Annotated in this window: 23 protein-coding genes; 7 read left to right on the forward strand and 16 right to left on the reverse strand. The window is 60.6% G+C overall.

Features of this window, described 5'->3' with window-relative positions; translation table 11 throughout:
• Positions 1 to 85: 85 nt before the first annotated feature.
• The 4 genes from AC24GY_RS15525 to AC24GY_RS15540 all read right to left on the reverse strand — a co-directional run bounded on the left by AC24GY_RS15525 (position 86) and on the right by AC24GY_RS15540 (position 3587).
• Positions 86 to 1387: a type II toxin-antitoxin system HipA family toxin gene (locus tag AC24GY_RS15525; protein WP_487684733.1), complete on the reverse strand. Its 1302-nt coding sequence runs from the start codon at positions 1385 to 1387 to the stop codon at positions 86 to 88.
• Positions 1387 to 1638: a helix-turn-helix domain-containing protein gene (locus AC24GY_RS15530; protein WP_422316961.1), complete on the reverse strand. Its 252-nt coding sequence runs from the start codon at positions 1636 to 1638 to the stop codon at positions 1387 to 1389. The genes AC24GY_RS15525 and AC24GY_RS15530 overlap by 1 nt, the downstream gene beginning before the upstream one ends.
• Positions 1639 to 1771: 133 nt before the next feature.
• Positions 1772 to 2407: an adenylate/guanylate cyclase domain-containing protein gene (locus AC24GY_RS15535; protein ID WP_422316959.1), complete on the reverse strand. Its 636-nt coding sequence runs from the start codon at positions 2405 to 2407 to the stop codon at positions 1772 to 1774.
• A gap of 571 nt (positions 2408 to 2978) precedes the next feature.
• Positions 2979 to 3587 (reverse strand): hypothetical protein, encoded by a 609-nt coding sequence (locus AC24GY_RS15540; RefSeq protein WP_487684737.1) that lies wholly within the window; start codon positions 3585 to 3587, stop codon positions 2979 to 2981.
• A gap of 726 nt (positions 3588 to 4313) precedes the next feature.
• Between AC24GY_RS15540 and AC24GY_RS15545 the strand changes: the two genes are divergently transcribed.
• From AC24GY_RS15545 to AC24GY_RS15555, 3 genes are all read left to right on the forward strand, one after another.
• Positions 4314 to 5657 (forward strand): HoxN/HupN/NixA family nickel/cobalt transporter, encoded by a 1344-nt coding sequence (locus AC24GY_RS15545; protein WP_487684740.1) that lies wholly within the window; start codon positions 4314 to 4316, stop codon positions 5655 to 5657.
• A gap of 570 nt (positions 5658 to 6227) precedes the next feature.
• Positions 6228 to 6530: a hypothetical protein gene (locus AC24GY_RS15550; protein ID WP_487684743.1), complete on the forward strand. Its 303-nt coding sequence runs from the start codon at positions 6228 to 6230 to the stop codon at positions 6528 to 6530.
• A gap of 102 nt (positions 6531 to 6632) precedes the next feature.
• Entirely contained in the window at positions 6633 to 7433 is an 801-nt protein-coding gene (locus AC24GY_RS15555) for an SMI1/KNR4 family protein (protein WP_487684751.1), read from the forward strand.
• 109 nt (positions 7434 to 7542) lie between these two features.
• Here the strand turns inward: AC24GY_RS15555 and AC24GY_RS15560 are convergent, their stop codons facing one another.
• The 6 genes from AC24GY_RS15560 to AC24GY_RS15585 all read right to left on the reverse strand — a co-directional run bounded on the left by AC24GY_RS15560 (position 7543) and on the right by AC24GY_RS15585 (position 11078).
• The gene (locus tag AC24GY_RS15560) at positions 7543 to 7761 is read right to left on the reverse strand and encodes a hypothetical protein (RefSeq protein WP_487684753.1); all 219 of its coding nucleotides are present in this window, start codon (positions 7759 to 7761) and stop codon (positions 7543 to 7545) included.
• A gap of 93 nt (positions 7762 to 7854) precedes the next feature.
• Entirely contained in the window at positions 7855 to 8457 is a 603-nt protein-coding gene (locus AC24GY_RS15565; RefSeq protein ID WP_487684756.1) for a hypothetical protein, read from the reverse strand.
• Between the two features lie 420 nt (positions 8458 to 8877).
• Positions 8878 to 9291: a low affinity iron permease family protein gene (locus AC24GY_RS15570; RefSeq protein WP_487684759.1), complete on the reverse strand. Its 414-nt coding sequence runs from the start codon at positions 9289 to 9291 to the stop codon at positions 8878 to 8880.
• Between the two features lie 154 nt (positions 9292 to 9445).
• A complete protein-coding gene (locus tag AC24GY_RS15575; RefSeq protein WP_422315440.1) occupies positions 9446 to 9793 on the reverse strand; it encodes a hypothetical protein in 348 nt (115 codons plus the stop codon).
• A 38-nt stretch (positions 9794 to 9831) separates the two neighbouring features.
• Complete coding sequence (locus AC24GY_RS15580) at positions 9832 to 10191, reverse strand: hypothetical protein (RefSeq protein ID WP_422315442.1); 360 nt, start codon at positions 10189 to 10191, stop codon at positions 9832 to 9834.
• Positions 10192 to 10472: 281 nt separating this feature from the next.
• Positions 10473 to 11078 (reverse strand): DUF4919 domain-containing protein, encoded by a 606-nt coding sequence (locus tag AC24GY_RS15585; RefSeq protein WP_487684762.1) that lies wholly within the window; start codon positions 11076 to 11078, stop codon positions 10473 to 10475.
• 631 nt (positions 11079 to 11709) lie between these two features.
• Between AC24GY_RS15585 and AC24GY_RS15590 the strand changes: the two genes are divergently transcribed.
• From AC24GY_RS15590 to AC24GY_RS15600, 3 genes are all read left to right on the forward strand, one after another.
• Complete coding sequence (locus AC24GY_RS15590) at positions 11710 to 12324, forward strand: class I SAM-dependent methyltransferase (protein ID WP_487684765.1); 615 nt, start codon at positions 11710 to 11712, stop codon at positions 12322 to 12324.
• 744 nt (positions 12325 to 13068) lie between these two features.
• Positions 13069 to 13683, forward strand: a complete 615-nt coding sequence (locus AC24GY_RS15595) for a class I SAM-dependent methyltransferase (protein WP_487684768.1) — start codon at positions 13069 to 13071, stop codon at positions 13681 to 13683.
• Positions 13684 to 13703: 20 nt separating this feature from the next.
• Positions 13704 to 14588 carry a hypothetical protein gene (locus AC24GY_RS15600; RefSeq protein ID WP_487684771.1) on the forward strand — a complete coding sequence of 295 codons (885 nt, stop codon included), beginning with the start codon at positions 13704 to 13706 and terminating at the stop codon, positions 14586 to 14588.
• A gap of 558 nt (positions 14589 to 15146) precedes the next feature.
• On the opposite strand, the gene AC24GY_RS15605 is transcribed toward AC24GY_RS15600, so the two are convergent.
• The 6 genes from AC24GY_RS15605 to AC24GY_RS15630 form a co-directional block, all read right to left on the reverse strand.
• Complete coding sequence (locus AC24GY_RS15605; protein ID WP_487684774.1) at positions 15147 to 16583, reverse strand: class I SAM-dependent methyltransferase; 1437 nt, start codon at positions 16581 to 16583, stop codon at positions 15147 to 15149.
• Positions 16580 to 17344, reverse strand: a complete 765-nt coding sequence (locus AC24GY_RS15610) for a hypothetical protein (RefSeq protein ID WP_487684778.1) — start codon at positions 17342 to 17344, stop codon at positions 16580 to 16582. Before AC24GY_RS15610 ends, AC24GY_RS15605 begins: the two co-directional genes overlap by 4 nt.
• A gap of 20 nt (positions 17345 to 17364) precedes the next feature.
• Positions 17365 to 18084, reverse strand: a complete 720-nt coding sequence (locus AC24GY_RS15615; protein WP_487684781.1) for a glycosyltransferase family 2 protein — start codon at positions 18082 to 18084, stop codon at positions 17365 to 17367.
• A 41-nt stretch (positions 18085 to 18125) separates the two neighbouring features.
• The gene (locus tag AC24GY_RS15620; RefSeq protein ID WP_487684784.1) at positions 18126 to 19076 is read right to left on the reverse strand and encodes a hypothetical protein; all 951 of its coding nucleotides are present in this window, start codon (positions 19074 to 19076) and stop codon (positions 18126 to 18128) included.
• A gap of 183 nt (positions 19077 to 19259) precedes the next feature.
• Entirely contained in the window at positions 19260 to 19871 is a 612-nt protein-coding gene (locus AC24GY_RS15625; protein WP_487684787.1) for a hypothetical protein, read from the reverse strand.
• Between the two features lie 17 nt (positions 19872 to 19888).
• On the reverse strand, positions 19889 to 20449 hold the full coding sequence (locus tag AC24GY_RS15630; RefSeq protein ID WP_487684790.1) for a hypothetical protein: 561 nt from the start codon (positions 20447 to 20449) through the stop codon (positions 19889 to 19891).
• Positions 20450 to 20543: 94 nt separating this feature from the next.
• Between AC24GY_RS15630 and AC24GY_RS15635 the strand changes: the two genes are divergently transcribed.
• Positions 20544 to 20828 (forward strand): hypothetical protein, encoded by a 285-nt coding sequence (locus AC24GY_RS15635; RefSeq protein ID WP_487684793.1) that lies wholly within the window; start codon positions 20544 to 20546, stop codon positions 20826 to 20828.
• Positions 20829 to 21040: the final 212 nt, after the last annotated feature.

A 21040-nucleotide genomic window follows, 5' to 3' on the forward strand; every position in this document is an offset into this window, starting at 1 on the left:
TGCGAGATGAGTACGTGGGAGAGGGGTGGGATTGAGCAGCGGAGTTTTGACGTGTCGTATCCCCTGCCCTCTCGAAGCATTTCCATCAGATTCTCTCAAGCCGGGATTTAAATCCCCGGTGCACGGAGGCGTGGATCTCTTCAGGAAAGCCGGGGGGCAGCTCTTTTTCCACGGCTGTCAAAGCGGCGGCTGCATGCGAGGCAACGTCATCGAGAACTTCCTGCGCGAGCGCGGCGGGCAAACCGGCGCGCTCGGTGGTCTGGATGAAGTGGCGGCCCTGAAGGTAGTCCATACGATAGTGCCGGCTGTCGCCTGCGAACATGGCGAGCTTCATGTTTTTCTTGAGGATGTGGCGGGCGTCCAGACTGGGCTGCGCGGTGAGGACATCATAGATGGGTGTCAGCATGAAGCGGCCGCCGGGGCCGAGAAAGAGACTGAAGTTTTTGGCGTGGCCATCCGTGGCGCCCATGAGCCAGTAGAGCACCTGCGCCTTTAAAAATTGCTTCTGGTCTGCGGCGGGGGTGTCGCTGGCTTTGAGCAGAGCGAGGATGTCCACCATGCCGGGGCCACCTTCGTTTTGATACTTGCGAGTGGGCGGGATGGACAGGGCCTGACAGCAGTCCTCCTGCGGAACGCGGAGCAGCCGCCCGTCCTGCGTCCAGCGCCGGTCGAAGCGCTCAATGACGACGGCTTTTGTTTTCCCAAAGCGGCGCATCTTCACTGCGTTCACGGGGAGGCCGAATGCGGCCACGAGCTTGAGGCAGTAAAATTCATTCTCCACGCTGTGGGTGAGATCGAGGCCATTGGGGAGAGTGCCGAGCTGGGTTTTAAAAATGTGGGTGGTGGGCGTGGTGCCGTGGGGCTTCCACCATTTTCCTTCGTGGCGGAGCAGCGCGGTCTTTTCCTGCGCACCGGCCACGGAGATGCGGAAGTCTTTGTCTTGATCCAGCCCGAGAGGTGCCTGGGCGAGATTGTTGAGAAGTTTCTCGATGTCCCGGTCGCTGACGGGCTGACCTTCGATGCTGGTGGTGTCGCTCGCAGCGGGATCGCCATCGGGTATGAACTGCAAAGCGCCGACGCAGTCGCGCCCGATGCGTGAGAGCATGCTGTAAGAGTCGGTGCCATCAGCGCCGACCTTCTCAGCAATGCGCCGCCGGAGTGCCTCGGAGTCGGGCAGGAGGTTTTCAAAGACGGCGTGGACGGGAGCGCCTTTGTAGGCGTCTTCACGCAGCGGCAGGGAGAGCGATACGGGACTGGCGCGTTCGAGCGCCAGCCAGCTCTCAGCGTAGCGAAAGGAGATGACGCCACCGGGCTCTTTCGAGAGATGCCCGACGAGGCGGTTGTTGAGGAGGACGCGCAGGGGGGCGTGTTGACGGTTGCGTGGCATCAGAAGTCTTTCTCAAGGTCCTGGCTCCAGCCTTTGGAGCGGGGGCCGACGTGGAGCTCAAGATCGAGCGCGGAGAGAACGGCCAGCAGCGTTTCGAGCCTGGCCGCAGGATTGCCGGTCTCGATCAAGGAAATGGTTTCCTGCCGCAGCCCGGCCTTTTTACCGAGCTGGAGCTGACTCAAGGCGCAACGCTTGCGCGCACGCCGGATGATGGCGCCCATTTGTTTTGGATCGCGGGCGAGGTCACTCATGTTCTCACATTATGCGCTGAAGGCGATATGATGTCAATATCGTGAATGGCACATAAAATGATATTATGCGTTAGATCACATAAGTGGAACAATCTGTTTAGATCTGGCGATGCTTGCGAGTGGCGCTGCTTTTTCAGAGATCGTAGAGCAGCCGGGCGGCGCTGCTGGCGCCGGGGGGGAGGTCTGGGATGGATTCGAACTGGAGGCCGGGGATTTCGGCGGCTTCGGCGGCGGATTGGACGGATTCGGTGACGAGGATTTCCCAAGCTTGGGCGGTGTCTTCGCCGAGCTTGCTGGCGGCATTGACTTCGCGGCCAAAGACATCGTAGTCGCCGATGCGGAGGACGGGGCCGTAGCCGAGGCCGATGCATTGCAGGATGTGCTCCTCCTGGGGCTTGCCGGCGTTGTAGGCTTTGGCGGTGCGCTGCATGTCGATGGCGCACTGGAGGGCGCTGGCGACGGTGCGGAAGATGATGAGCATGCTGTCGCCTTCGACTTTCAAGAGGATGCCGTCGTTGCTGTCCACGCAGGGGGTGAAGATGCGCTGGGCTTCATAGATGACCTGCAGGAAGTGGACGATGCCGAACTCGGCGACGTGGCGGGAGAAGCCGGAGAGATCGGTGAACATGATGGCCCAGGTCTCGCCAAAGAGATTCCAGATGCGTGCGTCCACGGCGGCGCGGTCTGCGCCGGGGGTGAGGCGCTCTGCGAGCAGTTTTTCCAGACGCTCCTGCGAGGCGTGGATGCCGACTTCGTGGATGGAGGACATGAGGGGCTGCATTCAAAAAAACGGGGTGGTGGGTGCGGGGCCGGTGCGGCGCGGTGATGGATGGGAGGACGGCGGGTGTGGAGGATTTGGAAGAGGGCTGGATGCTAGCTTTCCAGGTGGGGATGCCAAGGGGTTCTTGGGGTGGGGAGAGAGGATGATGGCGGGCTTTGATGGTGAGGGTGATTGGGAGGAGTCGTGGTGGAGGTGAGCAAGAAAGCGCTGGGTGGCATGCCGTGGCGGTGCGCAGTGAAGGCGCTGCTGGTAGGCGCGGGGTGTGGCGAGGGTGCTGGGTTTGCTTCCCGGATTTGATGTCGAGTACCAGGGTAGCCTCGCTGAGGCTCGGCAACCCTTCGCTATGATGCGCAGCCCCGTTGGGGCTGGTGTGTGGCGGGGTGGAGGGCGAGATGAGGCGCTGAAGGATCGGGACGATCCCTCTCCGGGCTGAGCATGGGCAGGTGAGCGCCTGAAGGAGTTTTGCAGGGAGCGCTTTGTGAGCACAAAAAAATACCAGCCATGGGGGATTCCATGGGCTGGTATTTGATGCTATCCGGGCTGGCCGGGGGCGCGGGCTTTAGGCTGGCAGGGCGATCTGGGCTTCGGCTTCTACTTCGGCTTCGACCTGTGCTTCGGCGGGGATTTCTGCCGGGGTGGTGGCGGGGTCTTCGGCCTCGGATTCCTCCGCTGCGTCGGCTTCGACTTCGGTTTCGAGTTCTTCCTCTTCGGCTGCGGCGGCGGGCTCGTCTGCGGCGAGGGCTTTGGCGGCCTTGGGCTTGCGGGGCTTTTTGACGGCGACTTTCTTGACGGCGGCGGGCTTGGCGACTTCGGCGGCGGGGTCGGCCTCGACCGGGAGGGAGGGGAGGAGGTAGATGCTGCAGTTGCAGCAGAGGACGAGGGCGGCGTCTACGTGGCGCATGTCGGCGAGCTGCCCGCTGGGGAGGGCGAGATTGCAGCCGCCGCAGGTGTTGTTGCGCATGCGTGCGGCGCCGCGCTTGCCACGGGAGAGGCGGGCGTCGTAGTGAAGGAGGACGGAGGCGGGGATGCGGGTGCGGATGCCGGTGGCGTCTTTGGTGAGCTCGATGCTGCGGGCGCTCTTGGGCTCAAGGCGTTTTTTGGCGAGGTCGATGTCGCTGAGCTGGCCGAGGTCTGAGAGGAGCGTTTCGGTGGCGATGGTGGGGGTCATGGGCGGGGCTGGGTGCGTTCTGGGGGTGGTGGGGTTGTCAATGAGCTGGACACGAGCGGGCTGGGCTCGTGGTGGGATGTGATGTGAGCGACGGAATGATCTCCGGCGATGCCTGCGCGGTTCTTCATGCGCGGGCGGGTGCACCTGCGGGTACAAGGCATGGTGTGGAGGTGATAAGCAAGCGGGATGGGCGGCGAAAATGGGCGGGTGAAATGCAAATTAAATTTTTGGAGGGCTGTTCTTGGTTGTTGGTTCGACGGAGCGGTGGGCGGTGTTTGAGGCGGGGGCTTTGTGTAAGGGGGTGGGCTTTGGGTGGCAGGTGGCGATGGGAGGAAGGATTCTACGGACGCGGCGCAGCGCGTCCCTACCAGTTCCTACCATGGCTGTGCGGGGCGTTGGGGGTGATGGAGAGAGATCCTGGGGATGGAGGGATGGGACGTTCGTTTTTGCCGCAGAGGAGCAAAGAGGCAGAGGGAGCAGAGATTGAATGGCTGTCGGTGCTGCTTTGTCTCGCTTTGGGGTAAAGACGTTGGGGCTTTGAGGATGAAAGGAATTTTGAAAATGGGTCCGGCGGGCTGGAGGAAGTGGGTGCAGAGTGTGGGGTGGTGCTTGGAGTGGATGTTTTTTTTTGCGGCTCAAAGTTTGTTTAGAGCTTTGGCTCGTCTTGAAACGTTTCTACCTGCGCCCCCCCCAGAGTGAGCTAAAGCTCACCACTACTTTCCTGCGATGAATTCTTTCTCTGACTACCTGAGCAGCGGCCATGCGTGGCTGTATGTGCCTGTGGCGATCTTGCTGGGGGCGCTGCATGGGCTGGAGCCGGGGCACTCGAAGACGATGATGGCGGCGTTTATCATCGCGATCCGGGGGACGGTGTGGCAGGCGGTGCTGCTGGGGCTGTCTGCGGCGGCGTCGCACTCGCTGCTGATCTGGGTGCTGGCGGCGGTGGCGCTGCACTACGGCGGGCACTGGAATGCGGAGACGGTGGAGCCGTATCTGCAACTGGGCTCTGCGGTGCTGATCCTGGCGCTGGCGGTGTGGATGTTTATCAGGACGCGGCGTGAGGTGGCGGAGGCTGAGGCGCATGGGATGGGGCATGGGCATTCGCATTCACATGGGCATGACCACGGAGATGCGCATGGTCATTCGCACGGACATGGGCACGCGCATTCTCATGAGCATGGCGATGGAGATGGTGCTGCGGGGGAGTTTGCGCATGAGGTGGCGCTGCCGGTGGGATTCAAGGTGCCGAGCCTGAGGGCGGCCGGTAAGCGCACGCATGGGGCGCATGGGGGGATGCTGCTGGACACGGGGCATGGGTGGCTGGAGATCGCGGTGCATGAGGACGGGGTGCCGCCACGCTTTCGGATCTATCCGTGCACGGCGGGCGGTGCTGCGGTGCCGCTGCCGAAGGGCAATTTGTTAACGCTGGAGACGGCGCGGCTGGATGGGAGCACGCAGGTGTTTCAGTTTGAGCCGGGGGCGGGCTTCTGGGAGGCGACGGCGATGCTGCCGGAGCCGCATGAATTCATGGCGACGCTGACGCTGGGCCATGCGGACCACGCGCACACGTACCGGCTGAAGTTTGCGGAGGCGGCGCACGGGCACGAGCCTGGGCAGGGCCACAGTCACGCGCCGGTGGTGGCGGAGGAGGTGCGGCCGGAGGGGGATGTGTACCAGGATGCTCATGAGCGGGCGCATGCGGAGGACATCGCGCGGAGGTTTGGCAGCAAGCACGTGACGACGCCGCAAATCGTGATGTTTGGGATCACGGGCGGGCTGATGCCCTGCCCTGCGGCGTTTACGATTTTGCTGGTGTGCCTGCAGCTGAAGAAGGTGGCGCTGGGCTTTGCGATCGTGGGGGCGTTCAGCTTTGGCCTGGCGCTGACGATGGTGACGGTGGGCGCGGCGGCGGCGTGGAGCGTGCAGCATGCGCAGAAGAGATTCAGCGGCTTTGGTGAGTGGATGCGCAAGGCGCCGTATGTGTCATGCGTGCTGCTGACGGTGCTGGCGGGCTACATGGCGTGGGCCGGATGGCATGGGCTGGTATACGGGCCCGGGCATGGGCATTGAGGCTGTGGATTTCGAAGGGGTGTGGCGGGCGTGGGGTGATGGGGCTTGCGAAGATTCACGGGCTGCCGCATTCGGGTGGTTTGTGGTATGCGGGAGTCACCGAGGACGGCGAAAGCGGTAGCTGCGTTCGTGCCTCACTTCGCGACCGCAGTCCATATGGGAGGCGTGAGCTTGCAGCGCGAATTTAGAGTGCGGTCGCGCAGATGCACGGCGCAAGCCTGCATCGGAGCTACCGCTTTCGAGCGTCTCCTGGCGGGCGTGGGGTGATGGGGCTTGCGAAGATTCACCGGCTGCCGCATTCGGGTGGTTTGTGGTATGCGGTGTCGCCGAGAACGTCGAAAGCGGTAGCTGCGTTCGTTCCTCACTTCGCGACCGCAGTCCATATCAGAGGCGTGAGCTTGCAGGGCGAATTTGGAGTGCGGAGGTGAAGGGTGATTTGAGAGACGCGCGGCTTTGAAGAGGCCTGCTGGCTTCAGGCAGGCACTGCCAAAGAGGGCTGCAAGCGGGCTTGAACACGGTGTGTCACTGCGCCACGCTGGTGCTCACGCTTTCTCTGTGCCTGATTCCTTTATGAAAAAATTTGCTGTCATCGTTCATGGTCGAAACTTTCTGATTCAGGATCAGGAGGACAAGTTTCCGGGGCTGAGGGAGTTTTACATCCATGCGTATCCGGAGGCTGAAACGGCCGAGGCGGCGGAGGGCCTGGCGCTGGAGCTGGTGAGAGAGCTCATGAAAACGAGGAAGATGGTGCGGAATACGCCCGAGAACGCGCCGGAGCTTTTGATCGATGAATGCCTGGAGGTGGCGGAGTGGCCGGATTGTTCGCGGCCGCTGAGCGGGTTTGTGTTCATCGAGGCGTCGAAGAAGGGCTGAGGTGGTCAGCGGCTGAAGAAGGGCGCTGGGACTTGCATTTGGGCGGCGTTGGTGGAGCGTGGGGTTTTCGCCTAGGCTTAGCCCCCTCACCTGCTGCATGCCATGAACGCCCCCGAGCTGCATGGCGGGCATTTTATCCTTCCAAAAACTCTTTGGCTGTTGCAGGGTACAAACTTTCCGCACCTGGCTCCGAGCCAGCAAATCCACGAAACGCACCCCAAGAACATGTCGTTCCGAAGTCACATTGAGATCGCCTGCAAGCATCTGGAGAAGCTTGGCATTGCCCCGCAGATTCGAGAAGGCACCCCGGTGACCGAGGAGCAGCTGGTGGAGGCGGAAAGAGTGATGCAGATCACTCTTCCTGGCGAACTTCGGCGCTATTTCAAAGAAATGGGCGATGGATTCCAGCTTTGGTATTCCGCAGAGCCAGTCACCCGAAACAGGAAAAACGAGTTCTGCTGGATGATTGACTGGCTGGAAGACATTGTCCGTGTCCGCCACGGGATGCGAGAAGACCTGACACGCAACATCGCGGGAGAAAGTGATTCCTGCGTGACAGACGAATGCCAAGCGGAATCACGAAAACGAATGAACTGGATTCCTATTTTTGGCATCGGCGGAGGCGGGTACACGTTCTGCATCGATGGTAATGAGGGGCACGGAGAGATTCGTTATCACGATGTTCGAATGTCTGACGGCTATTATCCGAGTGTCTTCCTGGCGACAAGCATCGACGACTGGATGGCGAAGTGGAGCCGGTTCTGTTTCAGTCAGCCGCTTTGGGACGGAACCGATGAGCACGGCTTTCTGGAATCCTATTGCTGGGAAATGGAAGGAACCTTTGACTGGGCAGCCTCCAAATTCCGGAAGGAATTTGACCGGGAAAACGAAGGCCGGGCATAAGCCAAGGTGCTCCAATAAAACGACGCGTGTGTGATTCGCGACTTTTTCATGCGCAGTGAACATGCGCCCAAAGGCTGGGAACAAGCAGCCCTACCCTGCGCCGAGGCGGCTACTTTTTCTGACGGGGACGACAGCGGGTGACCAAGGGCAGTGTGTTGGTGGTCATGCGCCTGCCGCACTTCTCGCACGCCAGTGTCCAGGTGATGATGTGGGCGAGGATGATCCAGCCAATGAACAAGGGGACTCCGTAGGGGCACAGCATGGCTGCAATGAGGCAACCCACTCCGCTGAGGATGATGCAGAGATGGACTTTCAGGTGGGCGCTCATTGCCATGGCCTGGATGCTGGCAAAGCGGAGACGTTTGTCAACGCGACGGCGCTGGCGTCGTGGCGGTGGACGACGCGAGGAATGGAGGCCGGTCTATTTCGTGAGGTTCCACTTTTGGACGATCTGGTCGACCGTGTCCACGTACTGCACGCGGTGCTGCGGGGCGAAGGGTGGGAGTTTTGCGAGGGATTTTTTCACGGCAGGGTCGCTGCCGAGGTAGGCGAGGGCGAGGGTGCCGGTGGTCCAGTCACAGGTGACGCGGAGTTCTTCGTCTGCTTCGGTGCCTTCTTCATCTTTGTAGCGGCGGCCGCTGAGATAGACATCGGTCTCGGTGGTGGGCTTGCCGGCTTCGTCATGGCGGACGCGCTTGACGGCGGCTTTGTCATGGGCGCGGTCGATGAGCCACTCGTCGCCTGCGGCGGGGGTGCTGCGGAAGCAGATCCAGTCTTCGCCGACGGAGCGCATGCCGAGGAGGATGCGGCGGGGGTTTTCGGCGAGGCCGCGCTGATGCGGCGCCTCCAGATGGGTGAGGGCCTGGGCGTTTGCGTTTTTGGACGGACCGCAGGCGATGAGCATGAGGCTGAGGCCGATGAGGCCGGCGAGCAGAGGCTGGGCGTGAAGGGCGATGCGACGCGGGTGTGCGCGCGCGGCGGGCCGGTGATGGCGGTGCCTCGTGGATGTGGGGGTGTGAGGCATGGGGTGCGTGGTGACTCGGCGGTGCTGGCAGGAGCCGATGAGTGCCGTCACTCTTTTGCGCGGGTCTTTGGCAGGAAGCAGATGTGGAGCTCATGCATGCCACAGTTTGGTGGCTTTGCACGAGTTCATTGAGGAGGCAGCGGTGATGAGTCTGACGGAGGGGGGGGCGGTGCTCAGTGCTCGGTGCTCGGTGCTCGGTGCTCAGTGCTCAGTGCTCGGTGCTCGGTGCTCGGTGCTCGGTGCTCGGTGCTCGGTGCTCGGTGCTCGGTGCTCGGTGCTCGGTGCTCGGTGCTCGGTGCTCGGTGCTCAGTGCTCAGTGCTCAGTGCTCAGTGCTCAGTGCTCAGTGCTCAGTGCTCAGTGCTCAGTGCTCGGTGCTCGGTGCTCGGTGTTGGAGGCTCGTGGGTGGATGCAGGATGCGGTCATTCCTTGGCGGACTTGCCGCTCTTTTTTTCGAGGGTGAGGCGTGCCTTCTCAGCGAGCGCTGCGTAGGTGGCGCGGACTTTGTCGAGGTCTTCTTCTTCCATGTCTTCCAGATCGAGGAGCTCGTTTTGTGCGCCGGAGAGGGAGCGGATGATTTCATCGAGCTTGAGGTGCATGGCTTCCGAGTCGCGGTTCTGGCTGTTCTGAATGAGGAAGACCATGAGGAAGGTGACGATGGTGGTGCCAGTGTTGATGACGAGCTGCCAGGTATCGCTATAGCCAAACAAGGGTCCTGTGAGCGCCCAGACAAGGATGGTGGCGGCTGCCAGGCCGAATGCAGCGGGCCTGCCGGTGGCGCGGGCGATGAACTTGGCCAGGCGGGAAAACCAGGACTGGGGGTGGGGTGTGCTCATGGGGGGGAATGAGAAGCGCTGGGGGGTGGCGGCGCGCTTCTTTCTGAAAGCTATATCGCAAAGCGATGGCTGAGGAGACGTGACCATATGCGCAGGGGCGGGGCGGCGGGAACGGGCCTCCCCTGCCCCATGCTTTTTCCCTGAGATGCGGGGCTCAGAGGGGGTGGAACTCGTGGGCGATGCGGAAGGTGATGGCGCAGGCGATGCCGCCGAGGATGAGGGTGCACTGGATGAGGCGGAGGGCGCGCTGCAGGCGAAACCAACCTTCTTCAAAGGACCAGAACCATTCGCCCAGGGAAGTGATGGACCAAGCCGAGAGACCGAGGAGTGCAAATGCGACGATGGCTTCCCAATCGGGAGGCTGGGGCGGCACGTCACGGAGGCCCGCGTTCGAAACTCCGGCCAGAATGACGAGGGTGCCCCATGCGGAGATCCAGGTGCTGAAGAGGCAGATGCCCAGGCCGATGAAGCGTGCGACGAATGCGGTGCTGCTGTGGTGCATGGGGGCTGGGAGACGAAGTGGAGCACCATCCTCATCAGCTACTGGACCTGGGTGGCGGCGATGAAATCGGACTCGGGGATCCAGGTGGCGACACCGCTCTCAAAGAGGACGAGGCGGCTGTAGGGATGGTGGGTGAGATCATAGCCGCCGGTGCGCGGGGCGGCGGAGATGATGTGGCCGTGCTCGGGGTGCGGCAGGCAGCGGGTGGGATTAAAGAGAAGCCAGGGGGTGCTCAGGCCGCTGTCTGGATCGACAAAGGGGGCGGGCCTGCCGGCGTCTTTGGCGTCTGCCACGGCGTGGTCGAGATCGGCGAATTTGACGGGCCAGCGCCCGGCGTTCTGGGTGCGGTACTCGAGGAAGAAGCGATGATTGAACTTGAGCAGGACGGCCTGATGCATCCATGAACTGCTGGGCCCGGCGCCGGTGGAAAAATGAGCGGCGAGAGATAGCAGGAGAGCTCCTAACAGCAACCCTCCGATAATTCTAATACTTCCCTTATACATGGGCGGCGGAAACGTGGCAGAGCGTGCGCGGAATGGCAACTGCAAGCCCGCTAATTACCGGTGAATTTGTATTTATTCGATGCGGTAAAAATGATTTTTTGAAAGAGCGGAACGAGGCAGGATGTGCGTGTGTTTGCGAGGTGAGCACGCGGGATTTTTGAGCTGCGGTGTGCGCTTTATTTTTTACCGGGCGCGAACTGGCGGGCGGTGGCGGCGAGGGAGAGGGAGACATCGAAGTAGAGGTCGGTCTCGGTGCCGTTGGAAAGCCGGACGTGCATTTTGTCGCAGGAGTCCACGAGGGATTGATCGATGAGCTCGGCGTCGATCTCGTTGAGCAGGGCGTACTCTTCGGAGACGGAGATGACTTTCCAGGCGGTCTTGGCGGACTTGCCATCTCCGCTGGCGGTGATGGAGCGCATGAGGCCGTAGAAGCAGTGGAAGTGGTGCATGCTGCCGGGGATGTCTCCGGCCTTCTTGAGAAAATGGCCGCAGAGGTAGTGCAGCTGGGCATCGATGGGGAATTTCTCCAGCCAGGGCTTGGCGAGTGCGATGGCCTTGGGGAAGTCCTTGCTTTGGATCGCGGCCATCACGGCCTCGCGCTCGGGGTCGAGGTTCCAGAAGCCGTCGAAGTCCGGCCGCGCGGCATAGGCCATGCGCAGGGCGGTGACATCCTCCACACTGGCGAAGGCGGGGACTTTGGGCGCAGGTGCCGCCTTGGGCTCTGCGTGGCTGATGCTGGCGAGGGTGAGGACGAGCAGGGCGGCGAGGCGGGCGGCTTTCATGGCGATGCGGTGTGGTTGATGAGCGAGCGATGGGGGCCGATGGGCAAGCTAGGCGGGGCGGCGGGGATGCAAGGGGAACGAGAACATTGGACACTGAACATTGAACTGCAGCGCTTTGCGGGGTGGTGAGGTGGGGGCAGATCAATGACGGCTCAGCATCCGCAGTCAGTCTGTCCCAATGACGGCAGTGATTTGGCTTTCTTCACTCATCGCTTTGGGTCATGAATAGGCGGCCTGTGACAGGCACGGATGAACCTTTGAGTGATCAGAGCCCATGAAATCAAATCCACCCCAAAGCGCCCGATCATGTGCGCCCTATTGTTTGCTCATCGCAGGATTGGGCATAATTGCATTCAATGTCTTCCTGCTGGTCGCCGCCAACATGGCGCACTACACGGTTACTCCCGATCGAGCTCTCTATTCCAATGAGGTGGATTATGTTCGAGCGGTGGAGTATCCCGTCAGACGTGCGAACATGATGCTGGGTTTGTCCTTATGTGGGGTGGCCTCCATCCAATGGCTGATCCAATGCGTCCGAAGAAAGAAAGCGAAAAGCTGACGCACCTGAGGCTGCGGAATGAACGGTGAACCGAGAACAAAAACCCCGCCCTTGCCACCCGCCTCCCGCGCCATGACTCCTTTCGCCATGCAGCCTGATGAACTTGGCCGGAGCTATGATGAGATCGCGGAGCGGTGGCTGGAGCCGCACCTGGAGAGCAATGGTATTTCACAGCATGAGCTGGCTCTGAGGTTTGCTGCGCATCCGGGCGGCAGGGCGCTGGATGTGGGCTGCGGGTGCCACGGGCGCTTCCTCCGGCTGCTGGAGCTGCGGGGCTATGCGGTGGAGGGGCTGGATGTGTCGGCACGGATGATCGCGCTGGCGCGTGAGCGGATGCCGCACGTCACGTTTCACCATGCGGATGTGTGCGAATGGGAGCCGGAGGGGCGCTACGATTTTATCTCGGCGTGGGACTGCCTGTGGCATCTGCCGCTGGCGCGGAATGCGGAGGTGCTGACGAAGCTGTGCGGGGCGCTGGCGCCGGGCGGGGTTTTCATCTTCACTTTCGGCGGGCTGGACGCGCCGGAGGAGCGGGTGGATGCGAGCATGGGGGTGCCGGTGAACTACAGCACGCTGGGGGTCTCACAGACGCTGCAGACTTTGGCGGCGGCGGGCTGCGTGTGCCGTCACCTGGAGTATGATCAGCATCCGGAGAAGCATGTGTTTGTGGTGGTGCAGCGGGTGTGAGGTGCTGGAGCAGATGCGAATTCAGCGCGGCTGCTTATACCCTGAGCAGACAGGCTGAGATGGAGACCTGTTTTCCATCGGTGGTGGCATTTCCCACACTGCAAACCAGCGTGCCCATCATCTCCTGCCTTTCCACGTTCCAAGGACGGCGCATCATTTTCAGCGCCCGCGACGCCGCAGACCCGAAACTTCGGACCCGCACAGCGGTTCCATACCAGCGCTGCGGCGCGCGCTGCTCTGGATGGTAGGGATGCGCTGTGCGCGTCCGTGGAGTCTTTCGTCCCATCGTGGGCTGCTGCCACATCGCATGCCCCCTTTTCAAACGCCCCGCCCCCAGCGCACCTGCCGGCCCTGCATGCGCCTTCTTTCACCTGGCCTCTGAATCTATAGCGTTTTGCGAAACTGATTTCTGGAAAGCGAGCGTGGCGACGCTCGGCGGCGGCTTGAGGACAAGCCGCCCTACCTCGCGCTGGACATTCGAATGCCCCTCGCGGGCAGGGCTGGTTGTCCTCAACCAGCCGCCGTCGATGCCCAAGATTTTTCGAGCAAGAAGCAGCCTGCTAAACGGAAATGAGTTTTGCGAACCGCTATAAAAAGGTGCTGTGACACTTTCGAGCGCAGAGGCTTCACCGGCTCAGATGCAGACCTGTTTTCAGTGGCCCCTGATATGAGGCATGGAATGTGTGAGTATTGAAGCAGGCGCGGGCGTTGACGGAGGATAGGGCGCGGCCTAGGTTTCTGCACATGACTTCACCTTTGCTCAAACTTCATCTCGGGGCTTTCAATTGTCCGCAGGAGGGGTGGTATAACACGGACATCACTCCGCATATCTGGGTGACGATGGTTCCGGGGCTGCCGCAGCTGCTGCGGAAGGTGGGGCGCATCACGCAGGCGCGGCTGGAGGAGCATGAGCAGGGTGTGTTTAAAAAGCTGCACTACCTGAATGTGACGAAGCGCTTCCCGCTGGCGGACAACAGCTGCCAGTGCGTCTTCAGCTCTCACATGTTTGAGCACATCTTTGTATGGGATGTGCCGCTGCTGCTGGGCGAGATCCTGCGCGTGCTGGCTCCGGGCGGCGTGGTGCGCTTTGTGATCCCGAGCCTGGACCACTACGTGAAGCTCTATGATCCGGAGGACCCGACGGCGATGCTGCTGGGCATCCTGGAATACGATGGCACGGGAGTGAAGAACCGGCACCAGTGGATGTACACGGAGTCGTCGCTGTGCAAGCTGCTGGAGAAGCATGGCTTTGTGAACGCGCGGGCGTGCAAGTATCGCGAAGGGAAATGCGCGGACCTGGAGCGGATTGATAACCGGCCGGAGAACAGCATTTATGTGGAGGCGGAGAAGGCGGGGTGAGGAGGTAAACGTCATACCAGATGACACCAGAAAGTCCTTACATCCAAAGATTTACGACAGAGCTTATCAGGCTGGGGCTGGCGGAATTGGCCGACCTGGCGGAGCTGGGGAGTCTGGAGCATGGCAGGCGCATGGCAGTGCTGCATTACCTCGCGGAGCTGGCCTTTGCGTGTCAGAATGACATGAATATCACGCTGGGCCAGGAGGCGCTGGCGCGGGTGCCGCAGGAAGTGCTGGCGGAGTGCTGGGAGGAGATGGGCGCGCCTCATCTAGCCACTGACGATGAATGGGAGTACCGGCGGATGGCGGAGTTTCTGGAGCTGCATGCGCCGGGTTTGCTGCCGGTGCATCTGCAACGCTGTGCCGGGCATGCGGATGCGGATATTCGGGGGATTGCCGAGGAGTGGGCGAGAAGGCAGGATGAAAGTGGCAAGGAACCCCGACAGCTTATGGACATGAACGAACCCTACTTTGTGAGCCATTACGTGCTCACCGAATGGTACGATGGCTTTGTGTCTGGCATCATTCAGACTGACAGGGGAAATTACATCGCTGCGATGGTGTACTTTGATCCTGGAACGTACTACCGGCTGTATGCTCTGATTCCATTGCCGGCGAGTGCGGACTTGAATGAGACTAAAGAGGCCTTGAGTGAAATCTGCCGTGGTGAGCGGTCGCTCAAGGACTGCGGCCTGGGGGACTTTGACGGCATGGCGTTTTCTTTGGGGACCATCGAAGAAGGTATGTCGATTTATTTGTATCCTGCCCGCGATGTTGAGATGGACAAGGTGAGGACGTTGGTGTGGCCCGTGATTGAGATGGCGGCTGATGGCGAGTCGCGTGGGTCGTGGGAGGAGGTGGTGGCGCGGTGTCCGAAAATGAATCCAGCCAAGAGGTGGACGTGAGGTGGTGTTCGATGCTGCGGAGATGGACGCAACACCGGTGGTGTTGGCGCTTGAGAGCTTGGTGGGTGGTGAGGTGCCCCAGTGTTCTGCGAACCCTGGGCTTAGTTGCGGAAGGCCGTTGGCCTTCGGGGAGATTCCGGAGCCGGCTAAAGCCGGTACTACAATACGAAAAGGTACCGTGGTGAACTCGGTGCCGCATGGTTCAGCGGTGACCAAGGTGTTTGCAGGCGGCTAAAACCAAAACGCCACGCCTTCGAAAGCTCCGAGACGGCGAACCTTTTTTAGCGCCTTCGGTGCCATAGACCCGAAATCAGGGACCCGGCGCAGCGGTTCCCTACCATGACATGGTATCTCCGGCGGGGGCCTCGGGTGTTTGCGGGGCGCTTTGATCGAGGACGAGTAGGAGAACGAGTACGAACTGCGCCCTCCCCTGCCCTACGCTTTCATTTCGGTGATCTGTTTGGCGGCAATGAGGATGAGGCGATCGAGGGGGACGCCGGCGCGGGAGAGCATGGTGGCTCTGCGGTGTGCCGCGCTGTTCAAGATTGATTGCAGGCTCTAAAGTGGCTTGATGGCATCCACAATCAGCGAGGTGTAACCGGCTTTTCCGCGGCGGTTGCGACGGTCGTGAAACAGTGAGCGTTTCACATGCCCGTCTTCTGAATGCCAGGGTCGGTGGTGAAAGGCACCTCCCTCATCCCAATACTCAACCAGCACCGTTTGAAATCCCGCGGCTTCCAGCGCGGCGGCAAGCACCTGATAAGTCAAAAGCTGCTGGTGTTCGTCTGCCGCAGGACCTGTGCCCCCGGGTTTGACACGGGTAATGTACTCCGGGTCAGGATGCAGCCCATCGGGGACAGCGATTCGCAGTCCGCCTCCCGGCGCCAGGTGTTCAAACGCGAGTTTGTTGGCAACGTTCATTTCATCGAAGGTGAGATGCTCCCACACATGCTCAGCGAGCAGCCGATCAGCACGGCGCGCTCCCAGCAATTCCCTCCATTCCTGCACCTTGGTCACATCGATTTCGTTTCGATTGGTGCTGATCCAGCCCGGGTAACGGGTTTTCCCCGCCCCCACGACGAGCTTGATGCTTTGCGCATCCGCCACCCTTTGCTTCAACTCAGTCAACTGAGAGTCTGCCGTCATTGCATTCTCCTGCCTTTCCTCTTTGGGTGGATGACTCTGAAGATAACGGCGGAGCATCCGGTCTCCTGCGGGCAGCCATGCTCGAAGTCCTGCCAGGTTTAAAGACCGCACGCGTTCAAAAACATCCGCCCATAGATTTCCATGATAGGGCAGCCCGGGGCGGCAGTGCTTGCGGCCATGATAATGAATGATGCGGGTGTCCGGCAGGCCGGGGTCGTCATGCTTGCAGGAGCGGTTCCAACGTCCATCAAGGATGTGATGCGGATAACGATGCAACATCAACTGACAGCAGACTTCGTCCGGGATGAAAAACTCCCGCCCGGGCAGCGCGGTGTCACACCAGTCACGACAAAGGGCGGCATCCCGGGTGAAGGCCACCACGCCGCAATTGATGGCCGGCCCAAACTGGAGCGCTGCGGCCACATCCTGCGGATAGTGAGCCTGCCACTCCCGGATGCGGCGTGAGATCGTGGGCCCGCTGGTGCGCCAGTTGGAAATTTGCGCCACGCAGAAGGAATGCGTTTCCGCCAGTTCAAACAGCTCCTCCACCGGCCCTGTCACGAGCGTGTCAGAGTCCAGCGCCAGCGTGGTGTCGTAGGGTGACCCCAGATGATACCTTGTCTTGGCCAGGTAAGCGCGGTTTGCCCCTGGGGGCACGCCGCAATCCCATTCGACCATCTCAGCGTCCAGGGCTGAGGCAATCTTCGCGCACAGCGAATGAGACTCCTCCCCCTCGGAGAGGATGGTCACCGGCCCCGAGTAATGCCGCCGCAGGGAGTGAAGTGAGACCAAAAGCCGCACGCCGCAGCTGGTCCCCGTGTTATAGTAGACAACGCCTCGTTTTTTCATGCTGCTGGAGAGAGTCCCATGGACAGGACGCGTTGTTTCAGGTTAACAAACCTCAAATGCGACCAATGATAATGAAGCGCCATGCGCTCGCGCACAATGTGGCAGTCCAGTCGTTTTGCACAGTAGCTCATCAGCGTGTCCTGGGAGGGGTAAGGCAGCCGCCCGTCAGCATCACACAGCCCGGCCACCTTGCGCGTCCATTCAGTATTGCCAAAATAGATCCACGAGATGACCCGCTTGTGGCGCACCCGGCGTGACTCTGAGGTATAGGGGATGTTCAACCGTGGATGGTCTGAGAGCGGCGCTGTCTTGTCGCCCCAGTCATCCAGCAGATCGATCACATAGCGCGGCTTTGAGTAGTGCCACTTGCAGGAGACAAACACCGGGAGCTGCCCCCTGCTGTCTGGCAGAAACCACTCGGGCTTGATCCACGGTCCGGGACCTGTGCCGATGGCGTCCGTGTCCAGTTTCAAATACCAGGGCGTCTGCACCTCGCGGGCGGGCACATGTACGAAGCCGCTGATCATCTCCTCCCGCTGATTCCGGGCGTTCGCCATCTTCCAGGGGATGAAGCGCAGGTTCGGATGTTCCTTGAGAAAGGCCGCCTGGGCAGGGCTCGTCTCATCGGGGTCATAGAAGACCAGCGCCGGCATCTCGAGGATCTCCGGCTTAAACTTCATCCAGGTGGGCCAGGACCAGCGCAGTTCTTCCAAATGGTGGCGGTCAATGCCGAGGGTGAGGGTGATGTCTTTTAAATTCATAAGGTTCGTTCGTGCGGAGGTCAAAGGGTGATCCCCGGCGTTTCATGTCCCGCCTGCGAGTGGCGGATGCGGTAGATGCCAGGGATTCTCACCCTGGTGCCGCTGGTGCCCAGCTTGTGGCGGAACCATTTGTCCTCCACCGTCTTGAAAAAACGCGGCTCTACCTGCGGTGACTGGGCTGTGCGGGAGTTCTTCAGGTAGCCCAATTTCCGGCAGACATCTCCACGGGCGATCTGCATGCCACCGATGGCCCGGCCCACCTTGAAGGGCACAAAGTCGGCCTTGTCCGCTGTCACCAGTCCCTCAACCCGGCGCGCCTGCTCGATGCAACGATCCCCATGTTCGTGATCGCGGTGCAGCAGGATCGGAAATGGATAGACCAGTTTCTGGTCTTCAGGCAGTCCTTTCGTGCGCAGCCTTTCCCAGCATTGATGATCAAACCAGTAGTCAGCGTCACAAAACCACACCCAGTCCGCCTTCGTCCTCAGCGCAGCCAGATTGCGCCCGATGGAGCGCCGGCACAGCTCCAGCACCGGCTGCGCGATCCACTGCCAGCAGACGCCGGGCACACTTTGTTTTTCAAACCATTCCAGCACCGCCTTCGTGGGCCTGTCTTCCTCCGTGTACAAGACAGTCATCGTCACCTGCATCCCTGCAGGGGGCCAGACCACGAGGCTGCTGAGCTGGTAGCGCAGCAGTGTCTGGTACTGGAAGCAATGGGTGACAATTTCAAGATGCATGATGGGTCGGAGCTCAGTCGCCGGCGTGTCCGGTTTGGGGTTCATTTCGCTGCATTCTGTTCTCCGGCCGCTCCACTGCTCGCGCCCCCCGCTTTCACTTCAGGCGCCAGATACATGCCTTCCGTGCGCTCTTGCCCAGGATCCCCCAGGCGCAGTCCGGACTGCGCCAGCGCATCCTCATAAGGCATATAGGGAAAGGCCGTGAGCTTGCTGTTGGGGTTGCAGTTCCTCACGATGAAGCGTGACTTCAGGAAATGCGGCTGCAGTTCCCCAAGCCAGGTCTGGAGCTTTTCATACGTCTCCATGTTTCCCTTGATGGCCCCTGCGGAACGCTGCTCATCAAAATGGTAGCGCTTCGTTTCGCTCATCTCAAAGTCCACCCCCAGCAGATAGACGGAGCGGAAGCCCAGGGAATAAAGGATGCGCAGCGAGGCCAGCAATACACTGCGGCCTCCGCCAAATTTGCTGTGGTTGCCCCAGTTGATGGTCTCCTCATTCAACCAGCGGCCCGGGTGAAACTTTTCATTGCGCCGGAAGCCCACCACATTCGGGCAGTCTCCCGTCCTGAGCTTTGAAGCCCCCCACCGCTGCACCCAGCCGGCCTCGGTATGCAGGTAGCGGTTGTCCCACAGCGGTTTCTCAAAATGAGCCATCGGCATGAATTTCATGATGGTCGGGTCCATCCACATGGAGAGGCTGAAGCGGGAGGGATCATCCACGGTGCAGTTGGCGTTTCCACGGAAGGTCTTCGCCCCGTTGTTCAGCGTCATCACCCAGCGGCGGTGCAGCGGCTCCAGGTCCAGCTCCTTCACCGAAGGCCCCCCCGCCATCAGAAAGGCATGGCCTCCGCGGTACAAGCCCTCCAGTGCCAGCCCCGCTCCTGCCCGTGAGTAAAACAAAGGCACGTGTTCACGCGGTGTACGCACAGGCACATCATCATGCTCCCGCCACACGGGCGAATGCAGGGCGACTTGGTCGGGGCGGTCTTTCATCAAAGATCCGGGAAGGCTCATGATTGGTCGGTTTGTCTAAGTGTTGGATTTGAAATGAAGTGAACTCTGGAAGTCAGCGGTGACGGTCAGAACAGACAGTCCACCCGCCCGTTCTTTGTGCGGAAAGAACAGCGCCCCTCTCAGAGACGTGAACAGACGTGCCCGGAATGGACCTTCAACGGCTCATTTGTATTTTGGCGAGACGTGGATTTGGATCACCGATTCGGAAAAGGGAGTGGCCATGGAGCGCGCCACCTGGCTCTCCTTGTAGGTCATGCTGCACTCGATCCAGACGATCCTGTCCTGCTGAAGGTAGGCCGCCCTCAGTTTCAGATCAAAAGCGCTTTTGTCCTCCTCCAGAGACTGGGTGGATGTCGGAACGTCCATGATGGAAAAGAAGGCTTCATTGCCGGAGCGGGACGGCGGCAGCAGGGTCTGCAGCACTTCCTGGTAGCTGCGTGCTTCTGACAGCTTCTCCAGCGTGGGCGGGAGAAACGGGCACAGGGCGTAGTAGCTGTCATCAGCGGTCTTGAGCGCCGCATAATCATCCGCCACGAGCATTTTCTTGAACGGCACCTGGTTCCAGGCGTCTTCATCCAGTGAAATGGCCACCTCCTTGGAGCTGACCGAGTCCGCCTTGTGGATGAAATCGCCCAGGCCCTGCAAATCATAGAGCCTCAAGAAAGGCAGGATCTGCGCACCGGTGTACACCGTCGGCCCGGGGGTCTGCCCCGGGAGACCGGGGGGTGTCATGAGAAAGCATGCAAGGAGGAGGAGGAGAAGACGAGTTGTCATAGGTTTGTTCAAAAGGTTCAGGGGTCCGTGGGCACCGGCACATTCACGGGCTCCGCCTGGATCCTGGCATCCAGGCCCTGACTGGTAAACCAGTCCGGAGTGGGCTCATACCATTCCTTGCCCGATCCTCCGCTGTAGGCCCTTGTGTTGGCAGGCAGATGAAGAGCATTGTAGGTGCTCGCCATCGTGACAAATGCGCTGTTGCATTTGAGCCAGAAAGTCTGCTCCATGCTCTTCACCTTCCGCTCTGCCTCCTCCTTGGTGGCATAAGGCTTGGTCTTGATCTTGGTCACATTTTCCCCGTAGTATTTGGAGATTCGCCTTCCAACTGCCTGATAGACTTTCACGTGGGCCTTTTCGTGTTCCGTCACATCGGCCACCGTATTGGCGGTGATGTCCGCCGTGTCTGCGCCTGCTTTGCCCGAGGTCCAGCTGAGCTGCGTTTTGGCGATGTAGCAGGTGTAGGCATTGGTATGAACGCGCGGGATGCACACAGACCCCACGTACTTGCCATTGGCGTCTTTTTTGGTCTTCGCCGTCACATCGACTTTGTCACGAGAATTGCTGGAGCGTGTCACTCCAAGTCCGCCGCCATCCGTGGAGAGCCCATAGATCTGCGCAGCCGTTCTTGTATTATCAATGGTGGGGGCTCCGATGTCATACAGGTCGCCCTTGCTGCCACAACCATCCGAACTGCTGCTGGAGACCTTGACTGTGTCACTCTGCGAGCTCTCGGATGATGAACTGCTGGAACTTGATGAGGACGAACTGCTGGAGCTTGAGGAGGACGACGAACTGCTGGAGCTCGACGAGGACGAGCTGCTGGAGCTTGAGGACGACGAACTGCTTGAGCTTGAGGACGAGGAGCTGCTCGAACTCGACGAGGACGAGCTGCTGGAGCTCGACGATGAACTGCTGGAACTCGACTCCGATGACTTTGAGCTCAAGCTGCTCTGAGACGACTCGCTGCTGCGTGGGCTCTGCGAGCTTTCCGAAGAAAGCAGGCTCTGACTGGACTCCGAGGAGTAACCATCTGAAGCTGACGAATAACCGTCAGAAGGTCCATCCGAATATCCATCCGAATATCCGTCGGAGAATCCATCAGAGTACCCGTCGGACTGCCCGTCCGAGTAGCCGTCCGATGGTCCATCGGAGAACCCGTCAGACTG

Source organism: Prosthecobacter sp. Pr1 (assembly GCF_057652315.1).